18 protein-coding genes are annotated in these 21,821 nt (G+C 70.5%); 10 read left to right on the top strand and 8 right to left on the bottom strand.

The features are described 5' to 3' along the window. The first annotated feature begins 98 nt into the window (after positions 1-98). A complete protein-coding gene (locus ACTWPV_RS41765) occupies positions 99-1,496 on the top strand; it encodes an LCP family protein (protein WP_443156016.1) in 1,398 nt (465 codons plus the stop codon). Between the two features lie 13 nt (positions 1,497-1,509). Here the strand turns inward: ACTWPV_RS41765 and ACTWPV_RS41760 are convergent, their stop codons facing one another. From ACTWPV_RS41760 to ACTWPV_RS41750, 3 genes are all read right to left on the bottom strand, one after another. Beyond that, positions 1,510-2,763 (bottom strand): hypothetical protein, encoded by a 1,254-nt coding sequence (locus tag ACTWPV_RS41760; RefSeq protein ID WP_443156015.1) that lies wholly within the window; start codon positions 2,761-2,763, stop codon positions 1,510-1,512. Next, positions 2,760-3,818 (bottom strand): HesA/MoeB/ThiF family protein, encoded by a 1,059-nt coding sequence (locus tag ACTWPV_RS41755; protein ID WP_347647609.1) that lies wholly within the window; start codon positions 3,816-3,818, stop codon positions 2,760-2,762. The genes ACTWPV_RS41760 and ACTWPV_RS41755 overlap by 4 nt, the downstream gene beginning before the upstream one ends. Positions 3,819-4,366: 548 nt before the next feature. Continuing rightward, entirely contained in the window at positions 4,367-4,963 is a 597-nt protein-coding gene (locus tag ACTWPV_RS41750) for a TetR/AcrR family transcriptional regulator (RefSeq protein ID WP_347647608.1), read from the bottom strand. Between the two features lie 65 nt (positions 4,964-5,028). On the opposite strand from ACTWPV_RS41750, the gene ACTWPV_RS41745 reads away from it, so the two are divergent. Then, entirely contained in the window at positions 5,029-6,309 is a 1,281-nt protein-coding gene (locus ACTWPV_RS41745) for a cytochrome P450 (protein ID WP_347647607.1), read from the top strand. On the opposite strand, the gene ACTWPV_RS41740 is transcribed toward ACTWPV_RS41745, so the two are convergent. After that, positions 6,272-6,436: a DUF3073 domain-containing protein gene (locus tag ACTWPV_RS41740; RefSeq protein ID WP_132515731.1), complete on the bottom strand. Its 165-nt coding sequence runs from the start codon at positions 6,434-6,436 to the stop codon at positions 6,272-6,274. The genes ACTWPV_RS41745 and ACTWPV_RS41740 overlap by 38 nt on opposite strands. Positions 6,437-6,524: 88 nt before the next feature. Between ACTWPV_RS41740 and ACTWPV_RS41735 the strand changes: the two genes are divergently transcribed. From ACTWPV_RS41735 to ACTWPV_RS41725, 3 genes are read left to right on the top strand one after another with little or no spacing between them, the layout of a single operon-like run. Beyond that, positions 6,525-6,857: an ArsR/SmtB family transcription factor gene (locus ACTWPV_RS41735; RefSeq protein ID WP_090938046.1), complete on the top strand. Its 333-nt coding sequence runs from the start codon at positions 6,525-6,527 to the stop codon at positions 6,855-6,857. A gap of 54 nt (positions 6,858-6,911) precedes the next feature. Beyond that, entirely contained in the window at positions 6,912-7,790 is an 879-nt protein-coding gene (locus ACTWPV_RS41730; protein ID WP_347647606.1) for a 1,4-dihydroxy-2-naphthoyl-CoA synthase, read from the top strand. A 4-nt stretch (positions 7,791-7,794) separates the two neighbouring features. Continuing rightward, positions 7,795-8,718 (top strand): aminoglycoside phosphotransferase family protein, encoded by a 924-nt coding sequence (locus tag ACTWPV_RS41725; RefSeq protein ID WP_443156014.1) that lies wholly within the window; start codon positions 7,795-7,797, stop codon positions 8,716-8,718. Position 8,719: 1 nt separating this feature from the next. On the opposite strand, the gene ACTWPV_RS41720 is transcribed toward ACTWPV_RS41725, so the two are convergent. Beyond that, the gene (locus ACTWPV_RS41720) at positions 8,720-9,445 is read right to left on the bottom strand and encodes an NADP-dependent oxidoreductase (RefSeq protein WP_443156054.1); all 726 of its coding nucleotides are present in this window, start codon (positions 9,443-9,445) and stop codon (positions 8,720-8,722) included. Positions 9,446-9,714: 269 nt separating this feature from the next. Between ACTWPV_RS41720 and ACTWPV_RS41715 the strand changes: the two genes are divergently transcribed. From ACTWPV_RS41715 to ACTWPV_RS41705, 3 genes are read left to right on the top strand one after another with little or no spacing between them, the layout of a single operon-like run. Next, positions 9,715-10,203, top strand: a complete 489-nt coding sequence (locus tag ACTWPV_RS41715) for a hypothetical protein (RefSeq protein WP_443156013.1) — start codon at positions 9,715-9,717, stop codon at positions 10,201-10,203. Beyond that, a complete protein-coding gene (locus ACTWPV_RS41710) occupies positions 10,203-12,299 on the top strand; it encodes an SPFH domain-containing protein (RefSeq protein ID WP_443156012.1) in 2,097 nt (698 codons plus the stop codon). The genes ACTWPV_RS41715 and ACTWPV_RS41710 overlap by 1 nt, the downstream gene beginning before the upstream one ends. A gap of 6 nt (positions 12,300-12,305) precedes the next feature. Continuing rightward, positions 12,306-17,141 carry a DNA repair ATPase gene (locus tag ACTWPV_RS41705; protein ID WP_443156011.1) on the top strand — a complete coding sequence of 1,612 codons (4,836 nt, stop codon included), beginning with the start codon at positions 12,306-12,308 and terminating at the stop codon, positions 17,139-17,141. Between the two features lie 37 nt (positions 17,142-17,178). Here the strand turns inward: ACTWPV_RS41705 and ACTWPV_RS41700 are convergent, their stop codons facing one another. Continuing rightward, positions 17,179-17,649, bottom strand: coding sequence for a MarR family winged helix-turn-helix transcriptional regulator (locus tag ACTWPV_RS41700; RefSeq protein ID WP_443156010.1), 471 nt, complete (start codon positions 17,647-17,649; stop codon positions 17,179-17,181). Between the two features lie 51 nt (positions 17,650-17,700). Here ACTWPV_RS41700 and ACTWPV_RS41695 point away from each other — a divergent pair, with 51 nt between their 5' ends. Further along, positions 17,701-18,846, top strand: coding sequence for an FAD-dependent oxidoreductase (locus ACTWPV_RS41695; RefSeq protein ID WP_443156009.1), 1,146 nt, complete (start codon positions 17,701-17,703; stop codon positions 18,844-18,846). On the opposite strand, the gene ACTWPV_RS41690 is transcribed toward ACTWPV_RS41695, so the two are convergent. Next, a complete protein-coding gene (locus ACTWPV_RS41690) occupies positions 18,808-19,683 on the bottom strand; it encodes a 4-hydroxy-tetrahydrodipicolinate synthase family protein (protein WP_443156008.1) in 876 nt (291 codons plus the stop codon). The two genes, ACTWPV_RS41695 and ACTWPV_RS41690, sit on opposite strands and share 39 nt — an antisense overlap. 71 nt (positions 19,684-19,754) lie before the next feature. On the opposite strand from ACTWPV_RS41690, the gene ACTWPV_RS41685 reads away from it, so the two are divergent. Continuing rightward, complete coding sequence (locus ACTWPV_RS41685; protein WP_347647597.1) at positions 19,755-20,636, top strand: LysR family transcriptional regulator; 882 nt, start codon at positions 19,755-19,757, stop codon at positions 20,634-20,636. Here the strand turns inward: ACTWPV_RS41685 and ACTWPV_RS41680 are convergent. Continuing rightward, positions 20,626-21,801, bottom strand: coding sequence for a PucR family transcriptional regulator (locus ACTWPV_RS41680; protein WP_443156007.1), 1,176 nt, complete (start codon positions 21,799-21,801; stop codon positions 20,626-20,628). The two genes, ACTWPV_RS41685 and ACTWPV_RS41680, sit on opposite strands and share 11 nt — an antisense overlap. Between the last annotated feature and the right edge of the window lie 20 nt (positions 21,802-21,821).

The following is a 21,821-nucleotide window of genomic DNA, read 5'->3' as shown; positions in this document are numbered from 1 at the left end:
CGTCTGAGTACACTCAGGCACGTCCAACCGGCCGAGATCTGAACGGCGAGGTTCTTGGCCATGGGCGGCGCCCCTCGGCCCCGTCCCTCTGGAGTCACGTGAGCGATGTGCCGCCCTCCCACCGGAGCAAACGATCGCACCGCCGGCGGCGCCGTCCCTGGCTGCGCGGGGCGATCACCATCACCGCGGCGGTCGTCCTGCTGGTGGTCGGCGTGGTCGTGGGCGTCTGGGCCAGGCTGACCGGCAACGTCAAGCACGTCGACGTGACCGCCGACGACCTCGGCACCGCCCGGCCGGCCAAGGTGGCCGGCACCGCGCTCAACGTCCTGGTCGTCGGCTCGGACCAGCGCGACGGCGCCAACGCGAAATACGGCCGCGTCGCGGGTGAGCGCACCGACACGATCATGCTGGTTCACGTGTCGTCCCGGCGCGACCAGGCGATGGTCGTCAGCTTCCCGCGCGACTCGCTCGTGCAGCTGCCCGCCTGCCGGGCCACCGGCGACCTGCCGGGGCAGCGGCCGCACCTCGGCATGATCAACGAGTCGTTCAACTCCGGCGGCATCGGCTGCACCTGGAAGACGATCGAGGCGCTCACCCGCATCCACATCGACCACTTCGTGAAGGTCGACTTCTCCGGCTTCAAGAGCCTGGTCGACGCCGTCGGCGGCGTGGAGGTGTGCCTGCCCGAGCCCGTGCGCGACAAGAAGGCCCTTCTGCACCTGCCCGCGGGCCGGCAGACCCTCAACGGCGAGCAGGCGCTCGGCTACGTGCGCGCCCGCTACAGCATGGGTGACGGCTCCGACATCGGACGGATCCAGCGGCAGCAGATGTTCATCGCCTCGATGGTCAAGAAGGTGATGAGCGGCGAGACGCTGACCGACCCGGCCAGGTTGTTCGCCGTCCTCGACGCCGGCACCAGGGCGGTGACGACGGACCGCGGCCTGACCCCGTCCGTCATGAAGGATCTCGCGCTCAGCCTGCGCGGGCTGGACGCCGGGCGCATCCGTTTCATCACCACGCCGTGGCACTACTCCGTCACCCAGCCGGGCCGGGTCGAGTGGGTGCAGCCCCAGGCCGACAGCTTGTTCCGGGTGGTGGCCAGAGACCAGAGCGTGGAGGGCGTCAAGGGCGGCCAGGCCAAGGTCGCCCGGTCGAAGGTGCAGGTCGAGCTCCGCAACGGCACCTGGCGCAGCGGGCTGGCCCGTGAGGTGGCAGCCTCCCTCGAACAGCGCGGCTACCACATCGCCAAGATCGGCGACACGGCCCGCAAGCCGCAGGCGAGGACCACGATCCTCTACGGCCCGAACGGCGAGACCCGCGTGCCCACCCTCGCCCGCGACCTCGTGACGGCCGCGCCCAGGCACGTGCCCGCCGCCGAGACCAACCGGCTGGTGCTGGTGATCGGCGACGACTGGAAGGGGGTCAAGCCGCTGCGCGTCGACGACCACGAGGCGATCAAGGGCTTCGACGCGACCCACGACTCCTGCGCCGCCTGATTGTCACGCCACGCTAGCCGGTCCGCGCGGGCCGCCGGAACCAGTGCCGGTGACTGCGAAGGAACGTCACCAGGTACAACAGCTGCAGGCCGCCCTCGACGAGGAGGAACATGGCCGCGTCCACCGCCGTCAGCAGAGGACCGCCCTGGAAACCGGCGGCGAGCGCCGTGACCGCCCGCACAAGCGAGGAGACCACGATCGGTACGCCGTAGAACGCGTACATGGCCAGAGCCACGCCGGCGCCCCCGGCGAGGAAGACGCTGTACAGCCGGGTTGCCCGCCGCTCGTGAGGGGGCAGGACGGTCGACGGGTCCGCCGGGCGGCCTCTCCCTCGCACCGCGGACACGGCCCGGGCAAGCAGGTACCGCGCGTACGCCAACCCCTGGTCGAACAGGTTGCGGCAGCGAAGCAGATCGCGCAGCACGAAATACAGGTCCGATCGCATGTACACGTGCGCCTGGAGGGCGACGCTCAGCAGCACGGCCAGCATGAGCGCGCGCAGCAGGGCGGCCACCGGCTCGGGTGGCGGGGCGTGCGCGAGGAGCAGGACCAGCGCGGCGATGAGCAGGACGTCCCACGCCATGCCGGCGAGGTACACGCGGTAGCGCGCCCGCCGCGGCACGCCCCAGATCGCCGTGACGTCCGTCTGCATGACCAGATGGTGCAGCCGGGTGCCGAAGCTGATGCGCGCCGGCGCGTCGAGCGAGCGCGCCGCGAAAAGATGCATGAGCTCGTGGACGGTGACGACGACCGAGAACATCGCGGTGTTGACCAGCACCACAAATCCCACGTGCTCGTTCCAGAAGAAGTCCTCGTAGCCGGGGAACACATCAGGACGGGTGAGCAGGGTGAGCACGGCCGCGGCGACGATCGCCCACCACAGCAGCACGACCGGCCTGCTGAACAGCCAGGACACGCTCGTCCGGGAGAGCGAGCCAAGATGAGGGCGTGGCGCACCCTGCGCCGGGTCGGGCAGCGGCTGCCCGTCGATCGACGCGACGAATCCCATCTCCCGCATGGTGTCCACGACGCCGGCCACGCCCACGCCGACCCCGTGTCTCCTGGCGATCTCCTCCTCCACGGCGGCGACCGTCAACCCGTCGCCGAGCAACCGGATGATCTCACCACACAGGGCGGGCATCTCGGCGAACTCACCGATCTCGGGCCGTCCGGCCACGATGTACTGAGGGTCGTCGTCATCGGGCCGGACAAGCAGGGGATGCAGTCCGACGACGCTCCGATCACCGACGGCGGCCGCCGGTGTCACCTCGCCGACCCGCAGTCAGGGCAATCCGCGTCGAAAGGGACTTCGATGGCGTAGGAGTGGTCCCAGCGAGCGTAGTTCCAGTGGAAAACCTGCCCACGGGTTTGGCGGGGCAGCCCACCGAGGTGATACAGCACGTCAAGGGCGCAGAGGTGCCCGCCGATATTGGCGCTGGCAGCGACCACCGCGTTGGGCTGGTCCTCCCGCATCAGAGAACGGCCGTCGCGTTTGTGCTCACGCTGCGCCTCGCTGCGGTCCAGGCACGTCCAGCAGCCGGTCTCGCCGGGGTGGAAGGAGCCGACCACGGCCATCGGTCCTGCGTACAAGCTGAAGAACCACGGCGTGCCTGTCCGGAGCGCGGCCACGTTGGTCCACCGCATGATGTCGGGGAACGGCTTGTCGGCGCAGAGCACGAACACGTCGCGGCCTGTCATCAGCTCGGCGATGTCGTCGGGGCCGGTCGCCTTCACGTCGCTTCCCGTGACTTCGACCAGCCGGTTCATCGAGGATAGGGAGGCGACCGCGGTGTCCACCTTGGAGCGGCCGATGTCGCTCTCGGAGTAGAGCAGCTGGCGGGTGAGGTTGGACTCCTCGATCAGGTCGTAGTCGGCGAGATGCAGCGCTCCGACACCGCCCGCGACCAGCCCGGAAGCCACCGCCGACCCCGTGCCGCCGACGCCGAGCAGGGCGATTTCCGCTTCCTTGATGGCGGACTGCACCGCGTACGGCGACTCGCGCGGGACGAGATCGATCCAGGAGAAGAAGTCGCGGGCCGTCCTGTAGCGCGCCGCTTCCTCGACGGTGAGGTTGGCCGGCAGCGGCGCGTCGGCCTCCTCTGCGAAGCCGCCGTCGATGACGGAGTTGATGACGTCGCCGACGCTCTGCCGATCCATGGAGGGAAACGCCGCGGTGAACTCGTCGATGATCTCCTCGACGGTTCTCGTGCCGTCCATCAGAGCGAGTAGCCGCTCGATCCGGCCATCCGCATGATCCTGTATCTCCGCGCCCACGCCGAACTGCTTGGTCCCGATGAGAATCCGGTTGCCGGGCAGCGCCATCGGCCGGTGAACCTGTTTGATCGCTGGCATCCGCATCGTGACGTCCTTTCTTCGGCGTTACGGAGACGAGGGAGCCGGCCGGACAATTCCGGTCGGCTCCCGTAGCGCTCAGATTCAGCCGCCGCTGATGTCACGCCAGATCGTGGTCTCAAGCTTCTCGAGCCGGCGGATGCGCAGCTCGAGCTTCTCGCCCTCGGCCTCCGGTCGTACCTCTTCGGGCATTTCCTTCTTCATTCGTCCTCCAAGATCACCATGAGTGCGTGTGCGCCCTGGCAACGCGCTTCGGCCTGTTGCCTGCGGCCACCGGCCAGAACGAACCGTCAGCACACGCTAGCCACGCCGGTCCTCGAACCGTCCTCTAACCGTCCTTATGCGGTGCAACCGGGCCAGCAGGTCATCCCAGGCCCTGGCCCCGGAACGGAACGTTCGGGACGTCAAGGCCGGCCAGGCCAAGGCGGGCCGGCCGGCGCCCCCCAAGCGGTGGAGCGATCCGCGCCACACGCGGCTCCCGCGCCGTCCGAGCGCCACGGGCACGGACGGCGCGGGCGTCAGGTGATGATGGTGGAGAGCGCGGCGAGGGCGTCGACGACCTGGTGGGCGTCGGGGGTGGCCGATGGGTCGAGCAGCCACTGGAGCATCAGCCCGTCGGCGATCGCCACCACCACCGACACGAATACCTCGGGGTTCATCGGCAGCTCGACCCCGAGCTCGCCGGCGGCCCTGCGCAGCATGCCGGCCCCGGCGGTGCGGGCGCGGGCGTAGGCCTGGGCCAGCTTCTCCCGCAGCACGGGCTCGCGCAGCGCCGCGGGATAGCCCTCGACGAGGAGCACGAGCTGCGGCCCGAGCTCCTCGAAGACGTCGATCAGCTCCCTCATGGCGCGTTCGAGCATCTCCCTGCCGGTGCCGGGCTCGGTGCCGAACATGGATCGCTCGACCCGCTCCGTCCACTGCTCGAAGATCTCGGCGATGGCCTCGTTGAGCAGCGCGTCCTTGCCGCCGAAGTGGTAGCCGATGGAGGCCAGGTTGGTGCCGGAGGCGGCGACCAGGTCTCGTGCGGTCGTGCGGGCGTAGCCCTTCTCCTGCAGGCAGCTCACGGCTCCCGCCAGCAGTCTCTCCCGGTATCCACCGGCCTCTGTTCGCGCCACGCGATCCATGGTATCCAGATATACGTTCGTATATGACGTACGTATATCTAGATGGAGGACGAACAGTGATCCCTCCGGGACCGAGAGTTCCCGCGCTGGCGCAGACCGCGCGTTTCATGGCCGCGGCGCCGAGCGCGTTCGAGGCCTATCACCGCAGGTACGGCCCGATCTTCACGGTTCGCTACGCCGGCTTCCCCCCGGAGGTCTACGTGACGACCGCGGAGCTGGCGGAGCAGGTCTACCGGACCGACCAGGGCGGCGGGCACGCCGGCGCGGCGCGCCGCGACTTCCTCGCGCATCTGGTCGGCGAGCATTCCGTGCTCACGCTGGACGGTGACCCGTGGTGGCGGCACCGCAAGACGCTCAACCCGCCGCTCCGCGCCAGGCAGGTCGCCGGCTACCACGACGACATCGCCACGATCGCGGCGGAGAAGATCGCGACGTGGCCGCTGGGCAGGCCCTTCGCGCTGCGCGATCGCATGCAGGAGATCACGCTGGAGATCATCATCCGGCTGATCTTCGGGATCAGCGACGCCGAGCGCGTCGGCAGGCTGCGGGCGCTGCTGCCGGCGCTGATCCAGACCGGCGGCTCCATGCAGGTGGCGATGCTGCCCGACCGGTTGCGCGGCCCCGCCGCACGGGTGCCGATCACGCCGTACGCGCGCTTCCTGCGGCTGCGCGCCGCCGTGGACACGATCCTGTTCGACGAGATCGGCCGCCGGCGCGGCACTTCCGGCGGCACCGACGTGCTCGGCCGGCTGCTGGACACCGGGCTGGACGACCAGGAGATCCGCGACGAGCTGATCACCATGCTGATCGCCGGTCATGAGACGACCGCGACCGGCCTGGCCTGGGCGTTCGAGCGGATCCTGCGGATGCCCGAGGTGCTGGAACGCCTGCCGGACGACGAGCCCTACCTCGACGCGGTGGTCAAGGAGGTGCTGCGCGTCCGGCCCGTCGTCTATGAGGCGCCACGGCTGCTCGACTCACCCCTGCGGCTGGGCGACTACGAGATCCCGGCCGGGTGGTACGCGGGACCGTACATCCCGCTCGTGCACCGCGATCCCGCCGCCTTCGCCGAGCCCGGGGCGTTTCGCCCGGAACGTTTCCTGGCGGGGCACCAGAACAGGGGCTGGATGCCCTTCGGCGGCGGGCGGCGCTTTTGCGTTGGAGCGCAGCTGGCGCTCCTGGAGATGCGCGTCATCATCCGGGAGGTGCTGCGCCGCCTGGAACTCGCGGCGCCCGATCAGGCGCCGGAGGCCAGGCGGCTGGCGAACGTGACGCTCGCGCCCGCGCGGCTGACCCGGGTCATCGCCCGCGCTCGGACTCCTGCTCGGACGGAGTAGGAGAGTCCTCGCGTCGCGGGTCGGCGCCCAGCTCCTCGCGGAGCCGGTCGTAGTCGATGTGATGGTTGGTGTACTTCAGCTGGCGAGCGACCTTCGTCTGCTTCGCCTTGGCTCTACCTCGGCCCATGGCTACTCTCCCTCGTCCCCGCTGCCATGCTATCCAACAACGTTACGACTTGAAGAATTATGCAACTGAACTCGATTACTCTGGCAACATGCACGTGGAGGTCCATCAGGCCAAGGCCGACTTCTTCCGAACGCTCGGCCACCCCGCTCGCATCCGAGTGTTGGAGCTGCTCCAGGAAGGGCCACTTCCCGTCAGGGACCTGCTGGCCCAGATCGACATCGAGGCTTCGAGCCTCTCACAACAGCTCGCTGTCCTGCGCCGGGCGGGGATCGTGAGCGCCATCCGCGAAGGCAGCACGGTGGTCTACACCCTGGCCACTCCAGAGCTCGCCGACCTGCTCGGCGCCGCCCGGCGCATCCTCACCGACATGCTGGCCGACCAGGGCGAGCTCCTCGCGGAGCTGAGAGCCGAGGTCACCTAGCCGGCCCAGGATCGACAAGGCGGGCGGAAAGGACAGATCCGTTAGGCTGCGGGCATGGTCTCCGAGCTGTTCGATCCCAAGGCGTGGCAGGCGGTCGAGGGATTCGAGTTCACCGACATCACCTACCACCGAGCCGTCGACCAGGGCACCGTGCGCATCGCGTTCGACCGCCCCGACGTGCGCAACGCCTTCCGCCCGCAGACGGTCGACGAGCTCTACCGCGCGCTCGATCACGCCCGGCAGACCACCGACGTCGGCTGCGTGCTGCTCACCGGCAACGGCCCGTCGCCCAAGGACGGCGGCTGGGCCTTCTGCTCGGGCGGCGACCAGCGCATCAGGGGCAAGGACGGCTACCAGTACGCCGACGGCACGCCGGCCACCGGGCGCCTGCACATCCTCGAGGTGCAGCGGCTGATCCGCTTCATGCCCAAGGTCGTGATCTGCGTGGTGCCTGGCTGGGCCGCGGGCGGCGGCCACAGCCTGCACGTTGTGGCCGATCTCACACTGGCCAGCGCTGAGCACGCCCGGTTCAAGCAGACCGACGCCGACGTGGCCAGCTTCGACGGCGGATTCGGCTCGGCCTACCTCGCGAGGCAGGTCGGACAGAAGTTCGCCCGCGAGATCTTCTTCCTCGGCGACACCTACTCCGCGGCCGACGCCCACCGCATGGGCATGGTCAACGCCGTGGTCCCGCACGCCGAGCTGGAGGCCACGGCCCTGGAGTGGGGCCGGAAGATCAACGGAAAGTCGCCGACGGCGCAGCGGATGCTCAAGTTCGCCTTCAACGCGATCGACGACGGCATGGTGGGGCAGCAGGTGTTCGCCGGCGAGGCCACGCGGCTGGCCTACATGACGGACGAGGCGGCCGAGGGGCGCGACTCGTTCCTGCAGAAGCGCGAGCCCGACTGGTCGCCGTTCCCCTGGCACTACTGAGCCGATGCGGATCACGGTGCCGGAGGCGCTGACCGCCTCTCATGTGAAGTACGACGGGGAGGCCGGGCGTGCCTGGTCGGCCGGGCTGCCCGCGCTCGCCGATCGTTACCTGGAGGAGTGGCGGCTGCGGCTCGACGGCGGGCCCAGGCACGGCGTGGTGTCGCTCGTGCTGCCCGTCGTCCGTGACGACGGCACGAAGGCAGCCCTCAAGCTGCAGCCCGTCACCGACGAGAACGCCACCGAAGCCATGGGGCTGGCCGCGTGGGCGGGCGACGCGTCGGTGTTGCTGCTCGAATCCGACCCGGCGACCGGCACCATGCTGCTCGAACGGCTGGAGGCCGACCGGTCGTTGTCCGCGGTGCCGGACGACATGGAGGCGCTGGGCATCCTCACCGACCTGCTGGCCCGTCTGGTGGCCCATCCCGCCCCCGCGGGGATGCGCCGGCTGGGCGACATCGCGCAGGCCATGCTCGACGACGTGGACAAGGCGCTCACGCGGCTGACGGACGAGCACCACCGCCACTGGATGACGTGGTGCGCCTCGGCGGTCGCCGAGCTCGTCCACGAGCCCGGCGACCGCCTGCTGCACTGGGACCTGCACTACGACAACGTGCTGGCGGCCGGGCGGGAGCCGTGGCTGAGCATCGACCCCAAGCCGCTGGCCGGCGACCCCGGGTTCGACCTGATGCCCGCCCTGGACAACCGGTGGGACGACGTGGTCGCGTCGGGTGACGTGACGCGGACGGTGCTCAGGCGCTTCGACCTGATGGTCGACCGGCTCGGGCTCGACCCCCGGCGGGCGGCGGGCTGGACCCTGGGCCGGGTGCTGCAGAACTTCCTCTGGGAGGTCGAGGACGGCACCCATGCCGAGAGCGAGTGGATGCGCATCCAGCTCGCGGTGGCCGAGGCCGTACGGCACCGGCAGTGACTCACAGGGTCAGCACGACCTTCCCGCGGCCGTGGCCGGTCTCGATCTCCCGGTGGGCGTCCGCGGCCTCCTCCAGCCGGTACGCCCGCCGCACCGGGAACGCGAACTCGCCCGCGGCGTACAGCGCGGCGTAGCGCCCGAGCCGTTCGGCCGTGCGCTCCCCCTGGACGACCTGCACTCCCAGCTCGGCAGCCTTGCCGTGCTCGACCAGCGTGACGATGCGGGTGCGGTCTTCGACCAGCTCGATCGACACCTCCAGCGCGTGGCCTCCTGCCCCGTCCAGGCCGGCGTCGATCCCGCCGGGCGCGAGCTCGCGCACCCGATCGAACAGCCCCTCCCCGTAGGCGACGGGGATGGCGCCGACTTCGCGTAGATGGTCGTGGTTGACCTCGCGGGCGGTGCCGATCACGGTGGCCCCGCGCCTCCTGGCGATCTGCACGGCCGCGGTGCCCACCGATCCGGCCGCGCCGTGCACGAGCAGCGTCTCGCCCGCCGTGACACGCAGGCCGTCGAGGGCCAGCTCGGCGGTCTGCACGCCCGCGGTCATCCCGCCGGCCACCTCCCAGGGCACTTTCGCGGGTTTGGGGGCCACGTCCGCGGCGGGCACGACGATGTATTCGGCGTAGGCGTGCAGCCGCGAGAACCCGAGCACCTCGCTGCCCGGCGCCACCCCCGTCACGCCGGGTCCCACCTGGTCCACCACGCCGGCGAACTCGTTGCCGGGGATGCGGGGGTAGCCGACGTCCGCACGTCAGGGCCGCCGGGCTCGGCGAAGGCCGCGGCCCTCATCAGTTCGCTCACGGGACAGAGCCTGCTACCTCAACCGAAGTTGAGGTCAAGTCACATACTGTTATGGGAACTTTTCCATTTACTCGGTCTTTATCTAGATATAGTGCGACAGGGACACACACGGGGACGGGGCACCTAGGTGGGATGACCGAGTTCACAGACGCCGCATTCAGCTTTCCAACTGTCATTTTCAGCATCCTTCTCATCGTGGTCGTGGGGTATTGGCTGGCTGTCATCACCGGCCTGTTCCACGTGGACGACGACGCGGCCTGGCTGGGGCTCGGGGGAGTTCCCGCAGGGATCACGCTCTCGGTGCTGATCGCGGTGGCATGGACGCTGTGCTTGATCGGCAGCCAGACGGTGGAGGGCGACCTGCTGTTCGCCGTGCCGGTCGTCGCCGTGGCCGGCGGCTGGTTCGCCGCCCGTGGCCTGCTGCTTCCGCTGCGGCCGCTCTTCCGCGAAGGGGACAGGTCCTCGCGGAAGGACTTCATCGGCCAGATGTGCGTGATCCGCACCGGCGAGGCCACGCCCGACTTCGGCCAGGCCGAGGTCAGCGCCGCGGACGGCGCGTCCGCGATCGTGCAGGTGCGCACGACCGGGCTGGACCGCCTCGACCGCGGCGCCACCGCACTCATCTTCGACTACGACAAAGACGGCGAATTCTTCTTGGTCATGCCGTATGAAAGTGAGCATTGATGGACGTCATCTCTACCGGACTCGGCATACTCATAGCGGTTATCGCGATCATTGCCATCGGGCTGCTCGTCCTCATCGGCCGCCTTTTCCGTAAGGTCGAACAGGGCAAGGCACTGATCGTTTCCAAGATCAACAAGGTCGACGTGACGTTCACCGGCAAGATCGTCCTGCCCGTCGTCCACAAGGCCGAGGTCATGGACATCTCGGTGAAGACGATCGAGATCCACCGCACCGGTCGCGAGGGCCTGATCTGCCGCGACAACATCAGGGCCGACATCAAGATCACGTTCTTCGTACGCGTGAACAAGACCACGGAAGACGTCATCAAGGTCGCCCAGGCCATCGGCACGGCCAGGGCCAGCGACGAGCAGACGCTGCAGGAGCTGTTCAACGCGAAGTTCTCAGAAGCGCTGAAGACGGCCGGCAAGCACCTGGACTTCGTCGACCTCTACACCAAGCGCGACGAATTCCGCGACGAGATCATCCGGCTCATCGGCACGGACCTCAACGGCTACAGCCTCGAAGACGCCGCCATCGACTACCTGGAGCAGACCTCCCTGGCCCAGCTCGACAAGAGCAACATCCTCGACGCGCAGGGCATCCGCAAGATCACCGAGCTGACGGCCCTCGAGCACGTGCGGACGAACGAGTTCCGGCGCAACGAGGAGAAGGAGATCACCCGCCAGAACGTGGACGCCCGCGAGGCCATCCTCGAACTGGAGCGCCGCCAGGCCGACGCCGAGCTCAAGCAGCACCGCGAGATCGAGACCGTCAAGGCCCGCGAGGAGGCGGAGATCGCCCGCGTGCAGGCCGAGGAGCGGCTGCGCGCCCAGACCGCCGGCATCAAGACCGACGAGCAGATCGGCGTGCAGCGGGAGAACCAGCACCGCGAGATCGCGGTCGCCGAGAAGAACCGCGAGCGCGTGATCGCCATCGAGACCGAGCGGATCGAGAAGGACCGCCTGCTCGAGGTCATCGCCAAGGAGCGTGAGACCGAGCTGTCCCGCATCGCGAAGGACAAGGAGGTCGAGACCGAGAAGCGCTCGATCGCCGAGGTCATCCGCGAGCGCATCGCGGTCGACAGGACCGTGGCCGAGCAGGAGGAGAGCATCAAGCGGCTGCGCGTGGTCGAGGAGGCCGAGCGCACCCGCCAGCAGGTGATCATCGCCGCCGAGGCCGAGGCGCAGGAGAACCTGGTCAAGGACATCAAGGCCGCCGAGGCCGCGGAGGCCGCCAGCAAGTTCAAGGCCCGCGAGGAGCTCGTGCTGGCCGAGGCCAGGCAGCAGGCCGCCGATCTGGACGCGCGGGCCAAGATCCGGCTGGCCGAGGGCATCCAGGCCGAGTCCGCCGCCGACGGCCTGGCGCAGGTCCAGGTCAAGGAGCGCGACGCGGACGCCATCGAGAAGATCGGCCGCGCCGAGGCGCTGGCGCTGAAGGAGAAGCTGGCCGCCGAGGCCGACGGCGCCAGGGCCATGGCGCTGGTCGAGGGCGACCGGCTCAAGGCGCGGGCAGAGGGCGAGCAGGCGATGGCGCTGGCCGGCGCCGCCGCGGTCGGCGAGAAGCTCAAGGCCGAGGCCGAGGGTCTCACCGAGAAGGCGGCCGCGATGGCCGCGCTCGACGAGGCCAGCAGGGAGCACGAGGAGTACCGCCTGCGTCTGGAGGCCGACAAGGAGATCCGTCTCAAGCACATCGACGTGTCGCGGCACGTGGCCGAGTCGCAGGCGAGCGTCCTGGCCGCCGGGCTGGCCAAGGCCAACATCGACATCGTCGGCGGCGACACGATGTTCTTCGACAAGGTGGTCGGCTCGATCACCGCGGGCAAGGCGGTCGACGGGTTCATCGGGCACTCCCAGGTCGCGGGCGCCCTGGCCGAGCCGTACGTCAACGGGACGGCCAGCCTGGCGGCCGACCTCGCCGACGTGGTGAGGGGCGTGCGTACCGAGGATCTGAAGAACCTGACCGTGTCCGCACTGCTCATGCAGCTCATCAACAACGGCGGCCCGCAGTCGTCGGCGCTCGGCGAGTTGCTGGAGACGGCCCGCCGGCTGGGGGTGGCCGACTCGCCGGTGGCCGCGCTCGCCGGGGCGAGGGGCTGACCGTCTGTGACTGCGCTCGAAGCCGGGCCTGAGCTGGAGGCGGGGACCTACGAAGTCCTCAGGAACCGGCTCCAGGCCCAGGCCAAGGCCCTCGCGGCGAAGGCCGAGGCGGTCAACCAGGAGCGGCTGCGCGTGTTCGGCGGCGCGGAGCTGCGCCTGCTGGGCACCGAGCGGATCCGTACGGAGAACAACTGCGTCCCCAGGGACATCGTCTCCCTGGGTGACGTGATGTTGTTCGGCTACAACGTCTTCATCGGGCTCAAGCCGGAGACGACGGTGGCCGACGTGTTCGCGGTGCACCGGTTCTCCAGGGACGGCGACGCCTTCCGGTTCGACGCCGACAAGCTGGAGGCGCTGGAGGATCCGGCATTCAGGAAGGACTTCGCCGAGCTCTACCGCTACTACAAGGAGACGCGGCTGCAGCAGCTGCGGCGGGTGGAGGGCAAGCTGCTGGCGGTGTTCCAGACGGGTCCCGCGGATCTGCGGGTGCTCCGCTGGGCAGTCAGCACCGGCGGAGCCCCGAAATATCTGGACAACAGGGGTGAGCGTGACCACGTCTTCCCCCCGTCCCACGACTTCGAGTGGACCCCCACCACCCGCGACGACCACGTGCTCGGCCGCCACCCGCACATCGCCATCGACGGCGAGGTGTTCGTCGAGACCGTCGGCGGCGACCTCACCATCAAGATCGAGGACAACACGGAGACCGGCGCGGGCATCTACTCCGAGCCGGTCACCGAACCCCTGCAGAGTCTCGCCGACGCCGACGTCGAGTACTCCCGGGTCGGGCCCCTCATCCTCATGCGGATCAAGCCGTACAAGGAGACCGACTGGCGGCACCTCGTCTTCAACGTGCGCACCAGATCCGTCGTGCGGCTCGACGGCATCGGGCAGGCCTGCCAGCGGCTGCCCGAGGACCAGGGACTGATCTTCCCCGGCGGCTACTACCTGGCGACCGGGGTCAGCAAGACGTTCGACACGGACGTGACCGACCTGGAGTTCGAGCGGGTGGTCCGCTCCCCCAACGGCGAGGACGTCCTGTACGTCTTCCACGCCAGGGGCGACGGGCGCTCGCTGCTGCTGCCGTACAACGTGATCAGGAAGGAGGTGGCCACGCCCATCGTCTGCCACGGATACTCGTTGTTCGAGGACGGCACGATGGTGGTCTTCCGCGCCACCTCCGAGGAGCCGACCCGGGTCCACCCCATGCAGGTCTGGCAGACCCCGTACGTCTCCGACACCTACGCCGCCGCCCAGCCCGCCGGCACCGGGCCGCTGGAGCGCATCGGCAACGCCGAGCTGGTGCGCGGCATCTCCGACTGCCTGTCGGTGTCCCGCATGGTCGAGGAGATGGCGCCGTCCGCCGGGACGTTCGAGGGGCTCATCGCCGCGTGCACGCGGGCGTTCGACTCCTACCACTGGCTCGGCGACCACGGCCTGCGCGGCCCGCTCTCCGACGTACGCGCCACCGCCGAGCAGGTCCTCGACGAGTACGAGAACGTCGAGCAGCTCACCAGGCAGGCCGAGCAGACGCTCGCCACCGCGACGGAGGAGACCACCCGCCTGGTCCGCCGTGCCCAGGCCGACGACCCGGTCACCGCCGACGCCTGGGTGAGCCTGCTGGCCACGTTGCGCAGGGCCCAAGGCCACCTGGTGACGCTGCGCGAGGTCCGCTACGTCGACCTGGCCGCGCTCGACACGCTGGCCACGTCGGTGGCGGAGGAACTGGACTCGGTGGGCCGGCGGGCGGTCGCGTTCCTGGAGGGCGCGGACGCGTTCACCGCCTACCACGCCGCCGTCGAGCAGCTGGCCGCCGAAGCCGCCGCGATCACCACGGCCGCCGAGGCCGAGCCCGTCGCCGACCGGCTGGCCGAGCAGTCGGAGGGGCTGGAGGTGGTGACGGAGGTCGTCGGCTCGCTGGAGATCGCCGACGCCACCGTGCGCACCTCCATCCTGGGCCGCATCGCCGAGGTCCTCGGCGGTGTCAACCGCGCCAGGGCCGTGCTGGACGGCCGCCGCCGCGAGCTGCTGGGGGCCGAGGGGCGGGCCGCGTTCGCCGCCGAGTTCGCCCTGCTGGGGCAGGCCATCACGGGTGCGCTGGCGATCGCCGACAACCCGGAGAAGTGCGACGAGCAGCTCGGCCGGCTGATGCTCCAGCTGGAGAACCTGGAGTCGCGCTTCGGCGAGTTCGACGACTTCGCCGCGCAGCTGTCGGCCAAGCGGGACGACGTCTATGAGGCGTTCTCGTCCCGCAAGCAGGCGCAGCTGGACGAGCTGGCCCGGCGCGCCGACCGCATCTTCGCCTCCGCCGAGCGGGTCCTCGCCAGCGTCACCCGCCGCCTCGGCTCGTTGTCGTCGCTCGACGAGGTGAACACCTACTTCGCGACCGACCCGATGGTGGCCAAGATCCGCTCGGCCGCCGGCGAGCTGCGCGCGCTGGGGGACGCCGTACGCGCGGAGGAGCTGGACGGGCGGATCAAGTCGGCCCAGCAGGAGGCCGCGCGTTCCCTGCGGGACCGGCTGGACCTGTTCTCGGACGGCGGCGAGACCCTGCGACTCGGCCACCACCGGTTCGCCGTCAACACCCAGCCGATCGATCTGACGCTGGTGCCGCACGTGGAGCGCGACGACGACCGCACCTCCATGTACTTCGCGATCACCGGCACCGACTACCGCGCGCCCGTACCCGAGTCGTTCGCCGACACCCGGCCCTTCTGGGACCAGTTGCTGGTCTCGGAGACTCCCGACGTCTACCGGGCCGAGCACCTGGCCGCCTCGCTGCTCGACTCGGTCACGGCCGGCGCGCCCCTGGCCGACCTGGTCAGGCAGGCGGCCGAGTCGCGGTACGACGAGGGCTACGAGCGGGGCGTGCACGACCACGACGCCACGATCATCCTGGACGCGCTCGTACGGCTGCGCGACGGAGCCGGGCTGCTGCGCTACCCGGCCGACGTCCGCGCGGCCGCCCAGCTGTTCTGGGCGTTCGGGCTGGACGAGGTTTCACGTAAAACATCGACGACCCGGGCGCTGTCGCTGGTGCGGGCGCGCACGGTCTTCGGCGACACCTCCGCCCTGGGCGCGCTGGCCGCCGAGCTGGGCGCCGCGATCGCGGAGTTCATGTCCGGTCTCCGTACGGACGCCGCGCCGGATGCGGGCCTGGCCGGCGAATATCTCGTCGAGGAGCTGGGCGGCGGCCCGGCCGGGTTCGTGACCAGCAAGGGCGCGCGTGACCTGCTCGACGCGTTCCGCCACGAGCTGGGCCCGGCCAAGGCGCGCGAGTTCGACGAGGACCTCCAGGCGGTCGCCCTGCCCGAACGCCTCCAGCTCGCGCAGGCGTGGATGTCCGCCTTCCGCGATGGCCCCGAGGTCACCGAGGCCATCGCCGTACAGCTGTGCGACCTGCCCCGCCATGACTCGAGCGCCGCCACGACCGAGACCGTGAACGGGCTGCTGGGATCCCACCCCCGCGTCGCCGGGCGCAGGCTGGAGATCAGGCTCGACGAGCTGCTCACCAGGGCGCGCCGGTTCCGGCAGGAGCGGGTGCCCGCCTACCGCGCCTTCCAGCGCCGCAGGAGCGAGCTGGTCGAGGCGGAACGGCGGCGGCTGCGCCTGGACGAGTACCGCCCCAAGGTCATGAGCGCCTTCGTCCGCAACCGCCTGCTGGACGAGGTGTACCTCCCGCTGATCGGCGACAACCTGGCCAAGCAGCTCGGCGCGACCGGCGCGGGCAGGCGCACCGACCAGATGGGCCTGCTGCTGCTCATCTCGCCGCCCGGCTACGGCAAGACCACCCTCATGGAATACGTCGCCAGCCGGCTCGGCCTGGTGTTCGTCAAGGTCAACGGCCCGGCGCTGGGCCACGGCGTCACCTCGCTCGACCCGGCCGACGCGCCCGACGCCACGGCCAGGCAGGAGGTGGAGAAGATCTCGTTCGCGCTGGAGACGGGCAACAACACGCTGCTCTACCTCGACGACATCCAGCACACCTCGCCGGAACTGCTGCAGAAGTTCATCTCGCTCTGCGACGCCCAGCGCCGCATCGAGGGCGTGTGGAACGGCCGCACCCGCACGTACGACCTGCGCGGCAAGCGGTTCGCCGTGTGCATGGCGGGAAACCCGTACACCGAGTCGGGCCAGCGGTTCCGCATCCCCGACATGCTGGCCAACCGGGCCGACGTGTGGAACCTGGGCGACGTGCTGTCCGGCAAGGATCACCTGTTCGCGCTCAGCTACATCGACAACGCCCTCACCTCCAACCCCGTGCTCGCGCCGCTCGCCGGCCGCGACCGCGCGGACGTGGAGCTGCTGGTGCGGCTGGCCAGAGGCGACACGACGGTACGGCCCGACCAGCTCGGCCACCCGTACACCAAGCCGGAGCTCGACCAGATCCTCAGCGTGCTGGCCAAGCTGGTGCGGGTGCAGGAGGTGGTCCTGGCCAACAACCAGGCCTACATCGCCTCGGCCGCCCAGTCCGACGCCGCCCGCACCGAGCCGCCGTACCGGCTGCAGGGGTCGTACCGAAACATGAACAAGCTGGCCGAGCGCATCGTGCCCGCGATGAACGACGACGAGCTCGAAGCGCTGATCGACGACCACTATCTGGGCGAGGCCCAGACCCTGACCTCGGACGCCGAGGCCAACCTGCTCAAGCTGGCCGAGCTCCGTGGCCGCCTGACACCCGCCCAGGCCGAACGGTGGGCGGCGATCAAGGCGGCCTACCTCAGGGCCAAGGCGCTCGGGGGAGCCGAGGACGACCCGATGACCAGGGCCGTCGGCGCGATCGGGCTGCTGGCCGACCGTGTCGGCGACGTCGGCACGGCCATCAGGGAGTCCGAACGCTGACCGGCGCCCGCGCGGGGCGGACCCGTGCGGCGCCGGGTCATCCGGTGAGCGCCTCCGTGGCCTCCCGCTGCAGGGCCGTCGACCGTTTCAGGTAGTCGAGGATCAGCGCCAGCTCGTCGTCGGTGTACCGCTCGTACAGGTGCGACAGCGCCGCGACGAACGGCTCGAACAGCTCCGCGAACCCGGCCAGCTGCTCCGGGTTGATCTCGACGATGACCCGGCGCCGGTCCTTGGTGTCGCGTACCCGCCGCACCAGCCACCTGGACTCCAGCCGGTCGACCAGCCCGCTGACCGTCGCCGGCGCCAGCCCTGTGTGCTGCGCGAGCTCCCCCGCGGTCAGGGGCCCGAGTCGTTGCAGCAGGTCGAGGGTCTTCTCTTCGGTCATGCCGAGGCCCAACCGCGCGCCCATGGCGCTGTGGTACATCACGGCGGCGTTGCTGCTCTCCCGCCCCGCCGTGCTGAGCGCCTCCAGCAAATCATTTCGTTGCTCCGAAATATTTCTGGACACGAGATCTTCTTCCTGCCTATATTTCGTTCGACCGAACGAAAGGATATCACCATGAAAGCGTTGATCGTAGGGTGCGGCATCGGCGGCCCCACCACCGCGATGGCCCTGCGCGAGGTGGGCATCGACGCCGAGATCTTCGAGGCGTACGAACGGGGCGCCGACACCGTGGGTTCGTTCCTGAACATCGCCTCCAACGGCCTGGCCGCCCTGCGCACGCTCGGCGCCCACACGAGGGTGATGTCGTCGGCCATCCCCACTCCCCGGTTGGTCATGTGGAGCGGCTCCGGCAAACGGCTCGGCGGGGTGGCCAACGGCCTGCGGCTCGACGACGGCACGGTGAGCCACACCATCCTGCGGTCCGACCTCTACCGGGCCGTCCGCGACGAGGCCGCCCGGCGCGGCGTCCCGATCTCGTACGGCAGGCGCCTGGTCTCGTACGACGACCGGGGAGACCAGGTGACGGCCAGGTTCGCGGACGGCACGGAGGCCACCGGCGACCTGCTGATCGCGTGCGACGGCCTGCACTCGCGCACCCGCGACATCCTCGACCCGCGCGCCGTGCGGCCCCGCTACAGCGGCCTGTACAGCTTCGGCGGCATCGTCGAGGACTCCGGGCTCACCGGCGAGCCCGAGACTTACAACATGGTCTTCGGCAAGCGCGCGTTCTTCGGCTACACGGTGGCCGAGTCGGGCGAGACCTGGTGGTTCGCGAACCTGCCCAGGCAGCTCGGCGACATCCCGGACGACTGGAAGCCGGTGCTGGCCGAAGCGTTCGAGCACGACGCGAACGCCTCGGCCGACCTGATCCGGCACGCCGACGTCGGGCCGGGGCTGCCCGTCCACGACCTGCCGCCGGTGTCCGTGTGGCACCGCGGCCGGGTCCTGCTCACCGGCGACGCCGCGCACGCGACCTCGCCGAGCTCCGGCCAGGGCGCCTCGCTGGCCGTCGAGGACGCGATCGTGCTGGCCCGGTGCCTGCGCGAGAGCGGCGACCACAGGAAGGCGTTCGAGCGTTTCGAGGCCGCGCGGCGGCCCCGGGTGGAGCGGGTCGTGGCCTACTCAAGGACGATCAGCAACAGCAAGGCCGCGGGCCCGGTCGCCCGGGTCTTCCGCGACCTGATGTTGCCGGTCTTCTTGAAGAAGAGCGCGAGCCAGGAATCACTCGCCTGGATGTACCGCTACGAGCCGAGCCTGTGACACCGCGCCGGCGCTCGCGGGCACGAGCGGCAACCGCACGTCCGGGGTCGGGATCATGCCCTGGGCGTGCAGCACGCCCTTGAGCACGGTGGGGTTGGGCTCGGCGAAGAGCGTCGCCGAGAGCTTGGCCAGGCGGTGCCCGAGCGTCCTGGCCCGGGTGACGTCCCCGGCGTGCCAGGCGCTGGCCAGCTCGGCGAAGCTCGCGGTCTCCAGATGCGCTGAGGCCAGGATCCCGCCGGCCGCGCCCAGCGCCAGCAGCGGCGAGATGAACGCGTCGTCGCCGCCGAGCACCTCGAACCCGCCGGGCGGGTCCCCGAGCAGCGCCACGGCGTCCTGGTCGAGGCCCGCCGCGTACTTCACGCCGGCGATCATCGGATGAGCGCCCAGGCGGCGCAGCGTGGCGGCCCCGACCGCCTGCCCGGTCCTGTAGGGGATGTGGTAGATCACCAGCGGCACCGGCGTCTCCTCCGCCAGCGCCTCGAAGTGCGCGACCACGCCGCGCTCTCCCGGCCGCAGGAAGTACGGCACGGTCACCAGCGCCGCCCCCACCCCCTCCGGGAGGCGCCGCAGCGCCCCGGCCGTCGATCGGGTGTCGTTCCCCGTCACCCCCACCGTCAGCAGCGCCTGCCGCTCGGCGCAGACCCGCGCGCAGACGTCGATCACCAGCGCCCGCTCCTCCGGATCGAGCGCGGCCACCTCTCCGGTGGTGCCCAGCGCGACCAGGCCGGCCGCGCCCTGGTCGAGCACGTGGCCCGCGAGCTTCTCGACCGCGTCCGCGGCCACCTCTCCCGAGGTGGTGAACGGGGTGATCAGCGGTACGTGGATTCCTCTCAGCATGCTTCGAGGGTGACGCGCGCGAACCCGTTAGGTCCAGCACTGATTTCTTGGCCAGAGGTTAAGCTGAACTTATGCTCGACCCGCGCAAGCTCCTCCTGCTCCGCGAGCTCGCCAGGCGCGGCACGATCGCCGCGGTGGCGCAGGCCGTGACGTTCACGCCCTCGGCCGTCTCCCAGCAGCTCTCCGCCCTGGAGCGGGAGGCGGGCGTGCCGCTGCTCGAACGCACGGGCCGCACGGTGACGCTGACGCCCGCGGGCCACCTCCTCGTCGAGCACGCGCAGGCCGTGCTCGAACAGCTCGAACGCGCGTCGGCCGCGCTCGCCGCCGCCCGCGCCGGGCCCTCGGGGCCGCTGCGCGTCGGCGCGTTCCCCACGGCGGCCCGCGTGCTCCTGCCGCCCGCGCTCGCCGCCCTGACCGGCGCCCACCCGGGTCTCGAGCCGAGGGTCTCGGAGATCGACCCGGCCGACGTCTCGGCCGCGCTGCGGGCGGGCGAGCTGGACGTGGCGCTCGTGCACGAATACGACTTCGTGCCGCCGGTCACGGACGCGTCCATCGAGACCGAGCCGCTGTTCAGCGAGCCGATCTACCTCACCGACCGCCCCTCGATCGCCGCCGCCCGCGCCGACGCGTGGATCACCAACAAACCGGGCACCCTCTGCCACACGATGGCGATCAGGGCATGCCAGGCGGCCGGGTTCGAGCCGATGGTGCGCCACCACATCGACGACTTCGACACCGTGCTCGCCTTCGTGGCGGCCGGCCAGGGGGTGGCGCTCGTGCCCCGCCTGGCGGCGATCGATCCGCCGCCTGACGTGTCCCTCACCCGTCTGCCGCTCAGCCGCCGCACGCTGGCGGCCTTCAGGCGAGGGTACGGCGGGCACCCGGCGGTCAGAGCGGCCGTCTCCGCCTTCCGCACAGCCGTCACCCACCTCGCCGACCAGGTCAGTTCATGATCGATGAGCGGCCCCGGCCGATCCGGCGGGCCTTCAGTGCCAGGTGGAGGTGCGAGCGCACCAATCCGTCGCGTAGGTCCGTGTCGAGGATCATGGCGATGCGGCCGAGCCGGTAGTACACCGTGGTCCGGTGCAGGTGCAGTGACGCTGCCGTGCGCTGAACGTCGCAGCCCAGGTCGAGATACGTCTCCAGGGTGCGCAGCATGGCTGCCGAGTCTCCGGCGTGCTCCAGCGGGTCGAGCACGGAATCAGGTCCCGGCGGCGACATCCGCGACAACATGCGGTACGGGCCGGCACCTGACCAGGGCAGGATCCGAGGCAGCGCCGGATCCAGCGCGGCGACCTCGGCCGCTGCCCTGGCCTGGCGGTACGCCTCGCGTACCGCGTCCACCTCGAAGCTCGCCGGGTCGCTGACGCCGATGGCGAAAGGGCGGCGGGCTGCCGTGCGCAACGCGCGGTCGAGGGCGCCGGGACCGCCGGTGTGCAGGCAGGACAGCGCGGTCACGTGCGTGGGGTTGACGAAACCGCCGGCGCACGCGGGGTCGGCCTGGATCGCCCGTGGCAGGGCGCTGCCCAGGCGCTGGAACTCGGTGGCGGACAGGGTGGGTATCCGCTCGCGGTCGCGGCCGATCGGCACGGCGGCGCGGACGACGATCTCGGCGTCGAGAAGCGACGGGGCGAGCCCGGCCAGCCGATCGCGCGCGCTCGCGCCGGGGCGGCCCGGTTCGAGCAGGCGGCGGATCAACTCGTCACGCCCTTCGGCCTGCCCGTCGAGGTAGCGGGCCAGCTCGGCGGCGGCGTCGATGACCGCGTCGAGAGCGGCGCCCTCGAGCGCCTCGCCGTCCTCCTGAACCCACAGATGGCCGAGACACTGCCCGCCGTGCCTGATGGGGACGCACAAGCGGGCCTGCATGCCCAGCTCGGCGTTCTCAGGAAGGCGGACCGGGGCGGTGGCCCTGGCGATGCCGTGGCGGTTCTGCCACGCCCGGATCTCCGGGGCGACCCGGCGCGAAAGGATCGAGGCGACCCGGGCCGGGTCGGCGTGCGCGTCATGCGCGCTGTAGCCGATCACCCGCCCGTCCACCGAGTCGACGGTCAATCCGTGGCCGAGCCGCTCGGCGAGTTCTTCGAGCATGTACTGGAAAGTGCCGTCCCCGCGATCCATGCGCGACTCCTTCAGGCAAG

The organism is Nonomuraea sp. KM88, assembly GCF_052245635.1.
GTDB lineage: Bacteria > Actinomycetota > Actinomycetes > Streptosporangiales > Streptosporangiaceae > Nonomuraea.
Note: the sequence above shows the minus strand (reverse complement) of the source record. Positions and strands in the feature narration are given on the sequence as shown.